At 38.0% G+C, this 14,159-nt stretch carries 21 protein-coding genes; 11 read left to right on the top strand and 10 right to left on the bottom strand.

The window, feature by feature from the left end:
* Positions 1 to 152 precede the first annotated feature (152 nt).
* Entirely contained in the window at positions 153 to 638 is a 486-nt protein-coding gene (locus tag NYE73_RS11220; protein ID WP_259949140.1) for a DUF2975 domain-containing protein, read from the bottom strand.
* 239 nt (positions 639 to 877) lie between these two features.
* Here NYE73_RS11220 and NYE73_RS11215 point away from each other — a divergent pair, with 239 nt between their 5' ends.
* The 5 genes from NYE73_RS11215 (at position 878) to NYE73_RS11195 (ending at position 4,889) form a co-directional block, all read left to right on the top strand.
* A complete protein-coding gene (locus NYE73_RS11215) occupies positions 878 to 1,696 on the top strand; it encodes a MerR family transcriptional regulator (RefSeq protein ID WP_259949139.1) in 819 nt (272 codons plus the stop codon).
* A gap of 17 nt (positions 1,697 to 1,713) precedes the next feature.
* Entirely contained in the window at positions 1,714 to 2,898 is a 1,185-nt protein-coding gene (locus tag NYE73_RS11210) for an MFS transporter (protein ID WP_115673753.1), read from the top strand.
* A 346-nt stretch (positions 2,899 to 3,244) separates the two neighbouring features.
* Positions 3,245 to 3,790, top strand: coding sequence for a DUF7010 family protein (locus NYE73_RS11205; protein WP_048393824.1), 546 nt, complete (start codon positions 3,245 to 3,247; stop codon positions 3,788 to 3,790).
* A gap of 127 nt (positions 3,791 to 3,917) precedes the next feature.
* Positions 3,918 to 4,367 carry a DinB family protein gene (locus NYE73_RS11200; RefSeq protein WP_054549402.1) on the top strand — a complete coding sequence of 150 codons (450 nt, stop codon included), beginning with the start codon at positions 3,918 to 3,920 and terminating at the stop codon, positions 4,365 to 4,367.
* Between the two features lie 51 nt (positions 4,368 to 4,418).
* A complete protein-coding gene (locus tag NYE73_RS11195) occupies positions 4,419 to 4,889 on the top strand; it encodes a hypothetical protein (protein WP_259949138.1) in 471 nt (156 codons plus the stop codon).
* Positions 4,890 to 4,925: 36 nt separating this feature from the next.
* Here the strand turns inward: NYE73_RS11195 and NYE73_RS11190 are convergent, their stop codons facing one another.
* Complete coding sequence (locus NYE73_RS11190; protein ID WP_048393829.1) at positions 4,926 to 5,342, bottom strand: GNAT family N-acetyltransferase; 417 nt, start codon at positions 5,340 to 5,342, stop codon at positions 4,926 to 4,928.
* Positions 5,343 to 5,554: 212 nt separating this feature from the next.
* On the opposite strand from NYE73_RS11190, the gene NYE73_RS11185 reads away from it, so the two are divergent.
* From NYE73_RS11185 to NYE73_RS11175, 3 genes are all read left to right on the top strand, one after another.
* Positions 5,555 to 6,427, top strand: a complete 873-nt coding sequence (locus tag NYE73_RS11185; protein WP_259949137.1) for a DMT family transporter — start codon at positions 5,555 to 5,557, stop codon at positions 6,425 to 6,427.
* A 62-nt stretch (positions 6,428 to 6,489) separates the two neighbouring features.
* On the top strand, positions 6,490 to 6,738 hold the full coding sequence (locus NYE73_RS11180; RefSeq protein WP_340815513.1) for a hypothetical protein: 249 nt from the start codon (positions 6,490 to 6,492) through the stop codon (positions 6,736 to 6,738).
* A gap of 38 nt (positions 6,739 to 6,776) precedes the next feature.
* The gene (locus NYE73_RS11175; protein WP_048393832.1) at positions 6,777 to 7,280 is read left to right on the top strand and encodes a DinB family protein; all 504 of its coding nucleotides are present in this window, start codon (positions 6,777 to 6,779) and stop codon (positions 7,278 to 7,280) included.
* Positions 7,281 to 7,342: 62 nt separating this feature from the next.
* Here the strand turns inward: NYE73_RS11175 and NYE73_RS11170 are convergent, their stop codons facing one another.
* Positions 7,343 to 8,143: an SDR family NAD(P)-dependent oxidoreductase gene (locus NYE73_RS11170; protein ID WP_048393834.1), complete on the bottom strand. Its 801-nt coding sequence runs from the start codon at positions 8,141 to 8,143 to the stop codon at positions 7,343 to 7,345.
* A 166-nt stretch (positions 8,144 to 8,309) separates the two neighbouring features.
* Here NYE73_RS11170 and NYE73_RS11165 point away from each other — a divergent pair, with 166 nt between their 5' ends.
* Both NYE73_RS11165 and NYE73_RS11160 read left to right on the top strand, forming a co-directional pair.
* Positions 8,310 to 8,870, top strand: a complete 561-nt coding sequence (locus NYE73_RS11165) for a carbon monoxide dehydrogenase (protein ID WP_259949132.1) — start codon at positions 8,310 to 8,312, stop codon at positions 8,868 to 8,870.
* Positions 8,871 to 9,000: 130 nt separating this feature from the next.
* Positions 9,001 to 9,192, top strand: coding sequence for a hypothetical protein (locus NYE73_RS11160; RefSeq protein ID WP_048393836.1), 192 nt, complete (start codon positions 9,001 to 9,003; stop codon positions 9,190 to 9,192).
* 44 nt (positions 9,193 to 9,236) lie between these two features.
* Here NYE73_RS11160 and NYE73_RS11155 read toward each other — a convergent pair whose 3' ends face one another.
* The 7 genes from NYE73_RS11155 to NYE73_RS11125 all read right to left on the bottom strand — a co-directional run bounded on the left by NYE73_RS11155 (position 9,237) and on the right by NYE73_RS11125 (position 13,112).
* Positions 9,237 to 9,449 carry a hypothetical protein gene (locus NYE73_RS11155; RefSeq protein ID WP_048393837.1) on the bottom strand — a complete coding sequence of 71 codons (213 nt, stop codon included), beginning with the start codon at positions 9,447 to 9,449 and terminating at the stop codon, positions 9,237 to 9,239.
* A 35-nt stretch (positions 9,450 to 9,484) separates the two neighbouring features.
* Positions 9,485 to 10,036, bottom strand: a complete 552-nt coding sequence (locus tag NYE73_RS11150; RefSeq protein ID WP_103117972.1) for a DUF1697 domain-containing protein — start codon at positions 10,034 to 10,036, stop codon at positions 9,485 to 9,487.
* Positions 10,037 to 10,130: 94 nt separating this feature from the next.
* Positions 10,131 to 11,168 carry a threonine aldolase family protein gene (locus NYE73_RS11145; RefSeq protein WP_259949127.1) on the bottom strand — a complete coding sequence of 346 codons (1,038 nt, stop codon included), beginning with the start codon at positions 11,166 to 11,168 and terminating at the stop codon, positions 10,131 to 10,133.
* Between the two features lie 266 nt (positions 11,169 to 11,434).
* Positions 11,435 to 11,653 carry a hypothetical protein gene (locus NYE73_RS11140; RefSeq protein WP_054549407.1) on the bottom strand — a complete coding sequence of 73 codons (219 nt, stop codon included), beginning with the start codon at positions 11,651 to 11,653 and terminating at the stop codon, positions 11,435 to 11,437.
* A gap of 126 nt (positions 11,654 to 11,779) precedes the next feature.
* Positions 11,780 to 11,962 carry a hypothetical protein gene (locus NYE73_RS11135; RefSeq protein ID WP_227744851.1) on the bottom strand — a complete coding sequence of 61 codons (183 nt, stop codon included), beginning with the start codon at positions 11,960 to 11,962 and terminating at the stop codon, positions 11,780 to 11,782.
* Positions 11,963 to 12,033: 71 nt separating this feature from the next.
* Entirely contained in the window at positions 12,034 to 12,588 is a 555-nt protein-coding gene (locus tag NYE73_RS11130; protein ID WP_054549408.1) for a hypothetical protein, read from the bottom strand.
* Between the two features lie 179 nt (positions 12,589 to 12,767).
* Positions 12,768 to 13,112, bottom strand: a complete 345-nt coding sequence (locus NYE73_RS11125; protein ID WP_311198638.1) for a KGG domain-containing protein — start codon at positions 13,110 to 13,112, stop codon at positions 12,768 to 12,770.
* 271 nt (positions 13,113 to 13,383) lie between these two features.
* Here NYE73_RS11125 and NYE73_RS11120 point away from each other — a divergent pair, with 271 nt between their 5' ends.
* Positions 13,384 to 14,004, top strand: coding sequence for a hypothetical protein (locus tag NYE73_RS11120; RefSeq protein ID WP_259949120.1), 621 nt, complete (start codon positions 13,384 to 13,386; stop codon positions 14,002 to 14,004).
* Positions 14,005 to 14,159: the final 155 nt, after the last annotated feature.

The following is a 14,159-nucleotide window of genomic DNA, read 5'->3' as shown; positions in this document are numbered from 1 at the left end:
ATCAGCCCCCTTAAAAGATTAAACTACATATCTATCTAGAAATTTACTTGCTTCACTATTAAACTTCCATAGGATTCCGAATTCTAAATGATATGTTCAACATCTCTTTCTATGAGCAGTTTCGTTTGGCTAATATCACCATATCATCCATCTCAGACCGTTAAATCATTTTCTAATTTTATATTCGTCACTTCTTGTAGAAGCCGCTGGAGGACAGCCGCAAAAATGGCGATAACTAGTGAGACAAAAATGATGAGGAGTCCCACTATTCCAAAAGGAGGATCCATTTTGTTTGTTATAAAATGAAAAAGTGGTGAAGCTAATAGGTGCAAGCCACTGATTATTATCGCACACCACTTTATGTACTTTAATGCTTTTACAGATAATTCCGAGAAAGCTGTATTCGCTTCAATGTACCATAAAAGATTAAAAGCCTGATAGAGAGCAATGTAAAAAGGTACAGCCGATCCATACATCACAATGAAAATGAGATAATTCATTGTGTAAAAATTCGGATACAAACTCGATGCGAAATGAGCCATAGGAGGTACAAAAAATATACATAGGGCAAGAATGGCCATCCCAGCCAGAAGAATTATTACCTTTAAAAAAGATGTTAAACCTGGTTTAACATTCATTGAAAGCACCTCACTTATTTAATGACACTATAAATTTAACACGAAATTTATTGATTAACAATAAATAATAATTGTTTTTAATTATATTATTATTGTTATTTGTATATTTAACATTCATTGAAATATTCACAAGAGCCTTACTACATTAGATTGTAGTAAGGTTATTTAAAAAGCATTTGACTTTCCCCTGCACAGGAAACTGTATACTTGCATTAAGTTATTAGATTGGAGGTGATATTTTGTTTAAAATCAGTGAATTTTCTAGGCTAAGCAAAGTATCCTTAAAAACATTGCGCTATTATGATCAGATTGGCATATTAAAGCCGAGAAAGGTGGACCATGATACTTGCTACCGATACTATTCAGCAGACCAGCTACTAGAGCTCAATCGGATCTTTCTCTATAAGGAATTGGGGTTTACCTTGCCACAAATTATACGTTTGCTCCACGAAGATATTTCGTTAAAAGATATACAAGGGATGTTTAAGCTGAAAAAAAGTGAGATTCAACATATTATCCAGAAGGAACAGGCCAAGCTTGCACGAATTGAAGAACGTATGCAACTTTTAGAACGAGAGGGTCAGGTGGAATCAGATCAAGAAATCCGCATCAAGGCAGTGGATGCTCAGCAATTCCTTTCTTTGAAAGCACGCGGGAGAGAAGAAGATATTCCAGATCTGTTTCGTACATTTAATCAATTACTAACAAAGGAAATGCGCCAATTAGCTCAAAGTCCTCAGGTTGTTTTATGGAAAGAAATAGAGGAGAAAGAAGACGAGTTCGAATTTGAAGTCGGCTATTTTTTAACCAAGGAGCTTTCATCACTCCCTGATACATTTCAACTACGGACTCTTCCTCCTGAGCCAATGATGGCCACAATGACCTTTCGTTCAGATTCTAACTTTGCTTGTACAGCCTGTGTTGATTTAGCTAACTGGATTGTAGAAAATAACTATCAAGTCAAGGAAAACGAACCAGGTAGAGAAATCTATTTACCATTATCTACAACCCAAAACGTCCAATTAATGGAGATACAAATACCTATTATAAATAGCTGAAGGAAGCGTGAATTGAGTTGAAAAATAAGCTGATTATCTATGTTTTATCACTCATTGTTTTTCTAATCGGAACCGTTGAGTACATTATTACAGGCGTTATTGAAATGATTGCCGTCGACTTTGGAGTAACGATTTCAGAAGCTGGGTTATTAGTGACTTTATTTGCCCTAGCAGCAGCCATTTTCGCTCCAATTCTCATTGCGCTCACGATCAATGTGGATCGCAAAAAGTTGCTTATGGCTACCGTTAGTGTGTTCATTATTAGTAACGGATTCATGTTTATCAGCTCTTCTTTTGAGTACGCACTAGGGATACGAATTATTCAAGGGGTTAGCGGAGGAATTGCTACAGTGGTAGCCATGGCAGTAGCTACTCGATTAGTTGAAAAAGAACGAAGAGGCCGTGCTATCGGCATCATTTTGATGGGACTAAGTAGTTCGCTCGTGCTGGGTGTTCCAATTGGCACATTTTTTAGCGAAATATTTGGATGGAGAGTTTTATTTATGTTGATCGGTTTATTAACCATTCTTCCACTGCTTATCATCTATAAAAAAATTCCAGTTATCAAGGAGGAAGAAGCTGTTACACTCAGGTCGCAGCTTTCGATTTTAAAAGATTCAAAAATTCTAACTGCCCTGGCGATTACTTTATTTTATGTCGGTGGCTACGCTACCCTATTTACTTATATTACGCCTTTCTTGCAAGCCACATCCCCTCTTTCTATGACTGAAATTAGTGGCATTCTATTTTTAGCTGGCATCTGTAGCTTTCTTGGCTCAAGAGTGGGCGGGCAATTGGCTGATGCAAAGGGTTCGCGTTTTACCATTTGTTTTGGATTGCTGTTACAAGCAGTAACGCTCCTCTTATTTGCACTAGCTGGTATCAATCTCTTTGTATTGATCTTGATTTTAATGATTTTTATGGTAGCAACTTGGAGTATTTCTCCTGCCCAGCAGCTCCTTCTTGTTACACTAGTACCTCGAAATCCAGACATTGCCCTCAGCATAAATACCTCCTTTATCCAATTCGGTTTTGCACTGGGGTCTGCATTAGGCGGGTTTGTCATCAGTCATACCTCTGTCCTAAATTTGAATTGGGTCGGTTTTGGTACTGTAAGCATGGCTTTATTCCTTGCTATCTGGCTATTCCAAAAATTGAATAGTAGAGTTGAAACCCCTATTATTACTAAAGTCAAATATTAATTTTTTTATCCTACCTTTATATTGAAAATGGCATATTCAATATAAAGGTAGCTTTTCTAAATATGTACTCTTGATTAAAAACATTTATATTTAAAAAATAACAGGTAAAAGCCCCATTGGATATACCTGTGGCAGCTTCCTCATCAATGCCATAGAGTGAGCAAAAGTTTCGGCTCTCTGCTATTCCTTCCTTTTTAATAATAATCTTGGCCTTCAAGAATTTTTTTTGGCAATGGATCGCAAACTTTTCTAAAAAATTCCATTTAAAATCATCTGTGGTAAAAATAGAAATATACTGGTATATTATAGGTTATATTCTATTTACTTCATGAAGGATGGTGCGTTGATGGATAAAACACTGGAAGATTTACAAAAGGAAATGATCGTTGAAGTAAAAAAGGGATTTCCCATTTTACTTTCTGGTGCGGTTGTCTTTTTACTTTTTACTCTAATGCCCTTAGTTTTGCCAATCGAAGCAGTTCGTTTAAGTTGGATATTTGGCTTAGGTGCCATTTTCCCTATCGGTTTAGGTATTAGTAAAATTCTTGGGATTAATTTAAACGCTACTGGCAATCCTTTAGGGACGTTAGGAGGAATCGTTGCCGCTCCTCAAGCTTTTTACATACCTGTATTTATCATTGTGTATATGAACATACCTGAATATCTTCCCTTTACAATTGGTTTACTTGCAGGCTCTCATTTTCTGCCATACATATGGATTTATAAAAGTAAGGCTTATTTATTTGTGACTCTAGGCGTCTGCTTTTCTGCTCTGATTTTAGGGGGCTTCTTTGTCGATCAAGCCTTCACACTTGTACCTTTAGCCATTTCTATTGTGTATGGAATGGGCGTTCTTTTAATTCTAAGAGAACTTAAAGTCAATCCGATTTAATCACCTTCCTCTAGGTGATTTTTTTAATATTCCAGACCTCCTTCAACCGAAGAAAAAAGGATTCATTTCCTATCCCGTGCTTGTTCCTATACAATAAACCTATTAATAAATGAAAGGATGTATAGATGTGCTATTTCCATATCGTAATGATCTTAGGAAAACGTTAATACCTTACCTAAGCACACTTGATGAGACGTTTTGGTTTAAGACATCTGAGTTTTATCCAAATAATGTAGCATGGATTATTTCTCATTTATCAAGTAGCGAAGACTATTGGGTGAATGAAATTGGACTTAAAAATCCTTGTATATTAAACCTTCACGATGATTGTTCGCCTAAGGAAATACTAGATAGCTATATTCAAATTAGAAATTATACGGATGACATTCTACATACATTAGACGAATCGCAGCTCAATGAAATAGTCGAGGTGCCGAAGTTTTCCGATGGTTGGACGCCACCTTCCGTCCCTACACTTAACTGGTTGTTTCATCATGTTTACTCACATGAAGCTTACCATATTGGGCAAATCTCTGTTATCGCGCATCTTAGTGGATTGCCAAAGCCTTTATTTTAATAAAAGGCAACGCAATGAAAGGAACAGCTTTTTAAATGGAGGAACAGTAATTTGAAAAAATTTCGTGGGAAAAGGCGTTATTTCCGTAACTTATGGCGACAAACAACCACAGAGCTATCTATTGTAGACTTTGACGAAGAAGGTTGGTTTAATTTGTGGCACACTCACCTTGATTTTTACGGGTACGGCAATGATGGTTTAAAGATAAGAAGAGAGCACATCAAAGCACATATAGCCCTATATAACCGCTTATCAGAAAGGCTCTCGACATTCGGAAAACCTTATCAAATATGGATGGAGTTTGTAGAGGAGGATGCTGGTTTGGATTCAGTTAATATCCATACACCTAATCCGGCTGAGGATAATTTCCCACTAACAATAGCAAATGTAGATTGGAATTTCCCTGTCCCCAAATTCCTTAAGGATTTAATCAACCTGAATGAGTGGAATGTAGGGCACTATAAGCAGGTATCCACTAACAGCTATTTCATCCAGTCTAATTATAATGAAATAAAATTGTAAGGTCGGAAACCATTTGTGGGTTTCCGACCATTTCCTTTAATCCAGATATTCTTGAGCTAGTTGCTGATTTTTATAGATGGCCATACCTGTTTTCAATTTTCTAAAGCCCATTTTTGCATAAAACGGTTCATTCCCTGTTGTGGCGATTAACTGAATGCAGGATACCTCCCTTAACTGTGCGATCATATCCTCCAGAAGTAAACGAGCAATCCCTGTGCCTTGATAGGCTTGATGCACAACCACATCGTAAATGGCGGCATTAAATACGCCATCTGACAAAGCTCTAGCAAAGCCCACTATTTTTCCATCTACCACGGCGAAAACTTGATGTGTGCTTGCATCGAAAACTTGTTTGATAATCTGTTCATCATGTTTCATCCACCCTACAGATTGATAGACCTCCTTTATGGTTGGCAAATCCTTCTCTTCCATCTCGTATTGAAGTATTACCATTTTCATCCCCCTCTTTTTGCTTTCATGAAATCTCCCTATGAAAACGATGTGTATTCTATTATACTAATAAAAAATGACTTGAGGATGGTGGGATTATTATGATGTTTGCTCCATTATTTGAACAGGACGTACCAGCACTTCTTCTTCCTTAACGGTAGAAGCGCTTTTTCTCCGTTAAGGGCATAGGTATCTATGAAAACGGAGGAAAAAACATGAGAAATCTAATAATCGGTGCCATCTGTTTATCGCTTGCTGCGAGTATTTGGGGTGCCATGTATGTAGTTGTTAAAGTAGTGGTGGAGGTTGTGCCACCATTAGAGCTTGTTTGGATGCGCTATTTGATCGCGGTGATTGCACTCGGGATCATAGGGATCATGATGAGGCAATCCTGGAAAATAGCTAAAAAAGATTGGCTGATCATTTTTCTTGTTGGCCTTATTGGGAACACGATTTCAATTGTGACACAGGAAATGGGCACAATGCTATCCACCGCGCAGATGGGGGCAATTATTACTGCTACAACCCCTGCTTTTATGGTTGTCTTCGCCCGTTTGATTTTAAAAGAAAGCATTACGCTGAAAAAATGCTTCTCTATCATTCTTGCCACGATTGGTGTCGGGATCGTTGTAGGCAATGGTCAAATCGATGTGACACAGCAATTAGGTGGACTCTATTTACTGCTTGCTGCCTTAACGTGGGCATTGATGTCGGTATTCGTCAAAAAGGTACCAAGCCATTACTCACAAATTGTTGTCACAACCTATACATCTATGATTGCCGTGATGTTATTGACCCCTTTTGTCCTTCCAAGGCTAAAGAATTTAGATCTGGCAAGTGTTTTACAACCGACCATTTCAGGCGGCTTGCTTTACTTAGGCATTATCTCAACAGCTGGTGGTTTTTTATTGTGGAATAAAGGGCTTCAACTAATGAATGCGTCTAGTGGCGGCTTATTTTTCTTCTTTCAACCAATTGTTGGCACATTTTTAGGCTGGCTCTTATTGGGAGAGACGATTGGGCTTTCCTTTTGGATAGGCTCCCTATTAATTTTTAGTGGCGTTATTATTGTCATTCGAGACGAATAAATCGAAGTGCGTTTCTATGTTAGATAGAGACGCACTTTTTATGTTGGCTCAGCTTATGGTCATTGAACGTCTTGTTGGCACATATATTGCAAATGCCTAAAGGAGTTGATATTCTGAACATCTTTTTAGATAACTTAAAGGATTTTACTTTATTAATTTTTTTACTTGCTAGTATGATCTATTGTCGACAGCTAAAATTAACGAGGTGGCAACGAAAATTATCGATTGGTGAATGGAGCATGTACATCCTGCTCTCTATTGCCCTTCCCCTTTATGCAGTGCTTTATCTTGCTTTTCTTTTAGGAGCATAGGAAAATAATACATCATAGGCTATTTTTGGAGGGATTTCATGTTTCAAACAATCGATCATTTTTTACAGTCTTGGGCATTTGAAGCCGCTGCTACGCAAAAATTACTTAATCACCTTACAGATGAATCTCTACATCAGGCAATCACTCCCGAAAACTGGACTTTAGGACGGGTTGCTTGGCACACGGTTACTGCAATTCGAATTATTACCTCGAATTCGAATTTAGCGTTTGAAGCCCCAGCAAAGGATTTTCCAGTTCCTACTTCTGCTCAGTTCATTGCAGATGGCTATCACCAAGCGAGTGAAGCCTTTGTGGAAGCGATACAATCGCAATGGACTGACAAGACAATGACTGAAACGATTGAATTTATTGGTCAACAAATGCCCAATGGTTCCCTGTTATTATTTTTACTACAGCATCAAAGTCATCATCGCGGTCAAATGACGGTTCTGATGCGTCAGGCTGGTTTAACTGTTCCAGGTATTTATGGTCCAGCGAAAGAGGAATGGGCTCAGTTTGGGTTGGAAGCTCCTCAAATGTAGCTAAGCTTGTGCCAAATAATAAAGAGGTTGTCTATTTTAAGACAACCTCTTTTATTTATTAACTATAAAGATGCTAGCCAGTTATTAGTATCAGCGATGGTTGGGTTAGCGAGGTAATGTCCGCCTTCAATTTGCAGTGTTTGGCCCGTCATAAATTTTGATTCGTCAGAGGCTAAAAATACAACTGCATGACCAATATCATCCGCTTCCCCATGATATGGTAGCGCATTAAATTTCGCATAAATGGCCAGCATTTCTTCTGGCATATTGTTTTTCGCGGCAGGTGTTAATATAAGACCTGGTGCAACCGCATTACAACGGATATGATCCTTCCCAAATTGTGTGGCAATGTTTCTCGTCATATTCACCACACCTGCTTTTGTTGCCCCATAGGCTGTACGAATTTGGTCACTGGCGAATGCAGCCATAGAAGCCGTATTAATAATTGAGCCCCCTCCCGCTTTTTGCATATGTGGGATGGCAAAACGACTTCCTAGTAATATGGATTTTAAATTCACATTGACTAAGCGGTCCCACTCATCTAAATCAATATTTAATATATCTAAATCTTTCTTCAGGTTAGTTAGACCAACATTATTAAAGAGCACCGTTAATGAGCCGTATCGTTCTACAGTGAAGTTCACGGCCGCTTCAATGGAGGAAGCATCCCCTGCATCAAGGAAAACGGCTGCTGCCTCATACCCATTATTGACTAAAGTTGCTGCTGCTTCTTTAGCACCCTCTACATTAAAATCAGCAATGACTACTTTTGCGCCCTCTTTTGCTAACAAGCTAGCTGCTGATAAACCAATACCAGAAGCTCCACCTGTCACTAATGCCACTTTATTTTTTACTCGATTCATCTTCAATTCCTCCTTCAAATTACACGAAAAAGAGCAAATCAGCTCTCCTGACGTAAAATAGTTTAACATTAAACTATTTATTTTTAAACTAATATCCTTCGTATATTTACATCCTGAATCGAAATACTTATATATAAAGTGCTATTTAAATAAGGACGTGCAAGCAATGCTAAAGAAAATTACTTTTTCACTATGTATTTTTTTAATTAACCAAACCATTGAACATGCAAGTGCGCATCCTCTGCCGCCCACTTTTGAGGAAAAATTTGATGAAGCAGGCTATCAATCAGTAGAAGCGGCTGTGAAGGAATTTGAACAGCATTATAGTAAGGTCAAACTCCCAACTGTTTTACCCCCGTTTTCCATCACACATAAGTTTGGTCGATTTTACAAAGATCCTCTATATGGCATGAATGATTCACTTAACATTCTCTATGTTCATAACGAAATGAAACAGCATATTTTTAAAATTGATATTCGACCTATTCAACCAAAAGTGAGCTTTTCAGGAAAAGCGTATACACTGCAAGATGGTAGTCAGGGAATTTATTTTGAGCACCTGCTTTTTAACTTCTTTGTCTTTGAGGAACGCAATTTACAATATCTTCTTGGCATTTATAAAGATAGCACGAATCAGGAAACACCCAATCTATTCGTTCAAATAGCCAATTCGATAAAGTCAAATGAAGTCGAAACATTTATATATTTTCCTTCATCTATACAATGAATAAGTTGTTATGCTATAATACTTTAGAAAACCTCAAGGGGTATCAACCAATTCTGAGCTACAGTGATGCATATCGCTGTAGTTTTTTCTATGCTATAATTTCCTTAAACTTACATTACGAGGTGAGAATATGGAAACAAATACATATAGTTGTAAAGCCTGTGGCAGTCAATCTTTTTCTGAAGGGAAATTAGATGGCTATGCTGCTTTAAGACCCGTGAATACCATCTTTTCCTCAGGTTCACCCCTTATTTTCACTGTCTGTACCCAATGTGGAGAAATTGCCTCTATTAAAGCCACAAAACCTGAAAAGTTTAAGTAAAAAAAAGAGAGCATCATTTCAATAATGAAATTTGCTCTCTTGCTTTATGTTTCTTTATTATTCTTCTTTCTCCATTGATACGGCTTTTTGGACCAATTCCACATCCAAACAAAGAAATAGATGATGACCATTGTGATGACCATCATCGTCACATTTTCTCCCCATGCAATCGGCTCATGCTTCCTCCATTGATTCATTGTTCTAACAATGAAGTACAAAAAAGGATAAATAAAATAACCTACTTGATCCCGTCGCATTCAAACACGCCTCCTTATAGAAAAGATGAGTTTCCCTACTCACCAATCATTGTCGCAAGCTTCATCATCGTTTTCCAATTGCGAGCTGTAGCGGGCACCTCTAGCTTAGGCAGTTGTTGACTAAGCTTGGCATTGCGAATGCTATCGTGAAATAACAGATAGACATCTCTCCCCTTGATAATGCAGCGCTCTTTTTCACTTACATATTGTAATAACTTAGCTCCGTTCTCTTCAGTTGGAACTGTTGAAAGTAGTGCAACATGGAGACTTTCCCCTGTAGCTGTAGCACTTGCATCTGCTAAGTCTTGTTCTGAGAAAGGACAATTGTTCACAATAGAGCGGAATTCTTCAGCTGTACGGATAATTACTGTACTCGTGATAGTGAAGGTACTTTGGATGGTCTCTTGAATTTGCTGTTGCAAAAATTCTTCTGATTCACTTGATTCAAACAGGATATTGCCACTTTGAATATATGTCCGAATGTTTTGGAGCCCCAGTGGTTGCAGCGCGTCTCTCAATTCAGCCATTTTTAATTTATTGTGCCCACCTACATTAATACCTCTTAAAAGTGCTACGTATTTAGTCATTCGCTTCCACCTTTCCTGTTATCTATAGTATAGCAAGAGTTAGGGAATAATAGGAAAAAACTGCACCCTTTGACGGAAGGTGCAGCTTGATTGATTATATTAAACGGTAGATGTCGTCTATTAAACGATCCACATTTTCTTTGGTCGTAGCCCAGCTTGTGCAAAAGCGCACAACCGTATGGGTATCATCGTATGCTTCCCAAATGGAGAAGGAATATTTTTCTTCTAACGTTGGAAGTAGATGGTTTGGTAAAATTGGAAATTGCTGATTCGTTTTTGAATCATAGCGCATTGCGAAGCCTTTATCGAGAAATGCCTGTCGTATCATCATTGCCATATCTACCGCATGATGCGAAATATCCATATAGAGCGTATCTTCAAATAGCGTTTCGAACTGAATGCCTAATAATCGACCTTTGGCAAGTAGCCCTCCTCTTTGCTTAATCATGTAGCGGAAATCCTTTTGGTACGCAGGATTCACGATGATGACTGCTTCTCCAAACAATGCACCCATTTTAGTACCACCAATATAAAATACATCACAAAGCTGAGCCATGTCAGCGAGAGATAAATCACTGTCTTGTGCCACTAGACCATAGCCTAAACGAGCACCATCTATAAACAGTGGTAAGTCACAGTCTCGGCAAACTTCACGTAAGGCTGTTAATTCTGCCTTACTATAGGTCGTGCCATTTTCTGTAGGGTGTGATATGTACACTAAGCCTGGCTGCACCATATGCTCATGAGTGCTATCCAGCCAGTGCGCATCATAGGAGGCTTTCACCTGTGCCGCAGTTAGTTTGCCATCATCGCTAGGTAATGTCAGTACCTTATGACCCGTTGCCTCAATAGCTCCTGTTTCATGCACCGCAATATGTCCTGTACTCGCAGCAATGACACCCTGATGAGGACGCAAAATAGATGCTATCACGGTTGTATTCGTTTGTGTACCACCAACTAAAAAGTGAATGTCTGCCTGCTCCGCTGCAATCGCTTTTTTTATATAGGCTCTTGCTTTTTCGGAATGCTCATCCATACCATACCCTGGAGATTGTTCTTCATTTGTAGCCACTAACCGCTGCAAAATTTGTGGATGGGCACCTTCTGCATAATCATTTTCGAATCGAATCATATCAACTACTACCTCCAAATTCTCTCTATCTATTCCTCTATCTTACGCCTGTTGCTTCATTTTCGCTATATCTTAAAGAACAGTTCACAGTAGTTGTTAATTATGAGGTGATGAAATTTTACATATGTACTTCGGAAGAGATCGGTGCAAAACAGACCTCCTCCGCTTTTGATCACGTTATAAAAAATTTGCTCTTAGTTCGATTACTTTGAATCCTCGTAAGCCAATTTACTAGCAATATCTCCATAATTCAGAATGGGCCACCTTCATTCCCCACCGGAGCCACAGGATGAGTCACTCGTAGTAGCACTAGAATCAGCACACTGTTGGCTGTCCTGGGAGGAAAGATATGCATCATTTGTTGAAAATTCGTTAGTGGAATGGATATGGTGATTGTGCTCATTTGATTTGCTGTGATTTTTATTTGCATTACTGACGATGCCTATAACAACGACAACTCCAACAAATACGATAAATAAAATCATTTATTCCAGCCCCTTTCATTCATTCTATAAATTGTAACATTAAATCAACGCTCAGTAGTACAGTTCTATGTAAAAGTGGCAATAGATAAAATAACACCACAATCGGAAATGATTGTGGTGTTTACGTTATGATTGCGATTTGCGTGTGGCAGATTTTTTTGAACGATTTCCTTCGCTCGAATTTTTCTTTTGCTCTTGTGTTAAAGCATTTTCTTCGCGCACATCTAAATCATCTGGACTTAAATCTGTCGCTAATTCCGCCAACTCTGACTGACGTTTATATTGCTTGCCCTTTGTCAAAATGATCACCTCCAAGTAGTATTACATTGCCCTATTTGGTTTGATCTATTCCCGCGACGGTATGAAATGATTATTTCTAGCTAAACTAATTGCACCATCTGCTGGTTCAAAAGATGGTGATAAGCTTGTAAATCTTGCTCATATAAACGCTGATAGGTCGCTAGGCTATGCTGTTTGATATAGTCAAAGTCCTTTTCAGGAACTAAGTGATGTGTATGGTTAAGCATCCATGCATTTTCCCAAGCCGTTTGCTCAAATTGAATATTCATTTCATGTTCTTCAATCAGCATGGCTAGTAGTTGTTCCTGACGATATATTTCTTTTAAGGCATGTTGCTTTTTCATCGTAAAGATTTCAATTGTACGTGGAAGTGACGCCTGTAATGCTTGTCGATCCACTGCATGACCTAGCTCATGAAGGGTCATTGTTTTGACATAAATTTCAAGTGAAGTTGGAAGCATTAGTTCATTTCTTGCCTCTACTAATCGTTTCGCATCAAATCCTACATAATCCCCAATAAAGTTATAGCTCATATTAATACCTGAATCATCTTGTTTTATCTTGACCGTCATGTTCACAGCCTGCACGACGGATTGAATTACCTGAAATAGTTCTTTATCTATAAGTTGTGTCATTCTCTCTATCCTCATTTCCTCTAAAAACAAATAGAAGCGGATTAAATATATACTACAATTAGGAGAAATTCAACAAATTTATCCTGTGGATTGAGAGGAACTTAACAACAAAAAAGGCGCCTGTAGTTTAAAACTACAAACGCCCTGTGTGTGAAGGGTTTCAAGCTATTTAAAAGTGATTAGTTATTGTTGTTATTTCGACGATTTTGATTGCTGTTGGAGTTGTTACTACGCTGTTTACTGCGTGCTTCTCCACCTTTACGTCCTATTTCTTCATAAAAATCGTCGTCGTGCTTTTCAGAGGTAGCTTCTCCGCCTTTGCGGCCAATTTCTTCATAAAATTCTTCGCCGTGGTTTTCAGCCGTAGCTTCTCCACCTTTGCGGCCAATTTCTTGATAAAATTCATGTCCATGATTTTTAGACGTAGCCTCGCCGCCTTTACGTCCTATTTCTTCATAAAAATCACGGTCATGATTTCTGGAGGTAGCTTCTCCGCCTTTACGTCCCGCTTCTTCGACAGTCATGTTTTCATTGTTGTTTCTGTTGCGATTGTTTTGCTTGTTAGCCATTTCTATTCCTCCTAAATATTTTTTTGAGCTTTTTACTAGCTCGCTATTTATATTCCCAGTCAAAACACATCTAAACATATTTTTTTAAAAAATTGATTTTCTTATTGTAATAGAATACTGTTAGGAGCTGATTGTTAACAAGCCCATCAATCATATACATGTACCCTTTCCAATATAATACTAATCTATAGTATGTCAGCGATGATGAAAGAAGGGTGATGGAAAAATGACGACGCTCACAAAGCCATCTATTGGTTTAACACAATTTACAGACTTCACAATGAAGGGAAGTGCAGCAAAGACAAAGTTTGTGAAGGATATAAAATATCAGGGAGAGTACCATCCAATAAAAGATTATTGGAAAGCCTTGCGTGATGGATTAAAAAAATACCATGAACATTGTTTTAATGATACCTATTTACTCGACATCGTGGATAATGCCCTTCCTGCACGCCAGAAAAATTACCAAGAAGCCGTTAAAGCCTATATAAGATTCTTAAAAAATAAAAACGTACAGTGGTTTGAACCAGGTAAGGCGAATTGGTATTGTGACGATTTAATTGTGCGTTCCAATCCTGAGCTCGGTTTAATCATTGACGATGTGCCCTATTTAATTAAGCTGTATTTTAAAGGAAAAAATGAGCGCATCGATAAACATAAATGTCGATCTGCCCTCACTCTTCTAAAAGACTCCCACTATGCGATTGAACATCCAGACTCTGTTAAACATGCCATTTTAAACGTGCAAAAAGGTCGCTTGATTACAGATGATGATTCAACAGACTATCATCAAATTGCCCTCGAATCGGATGCAGCTCAATTTATGTTTATTTGGAATAGGCTCTAGCTAATTGGAAATAGGTACTTCCTTCTATATAAAATGACTGACAAAAATATATTCAGATATGATATTTTATATTCTAATATGATATGCTTTTATTCCATTACAAAAAGACATTCTTTATAGGATAATAAAAATAATCTAGAAAACAGAAAAAAAGG

This window comes from Lysinibacillus sp. FSL K6-0102, from assembly GCF_038003545.1.
Lineage (GTDB): Bacteria > Bacillota > Bacilli > Bacillales_A > Planococcaceae > Lysinibacillus > Lysinibacillus capsici.
Note: the sequence above shows the minus strand (reverse complement) of the source record. Positions and strands in the feature narration are given on the sequence as shown.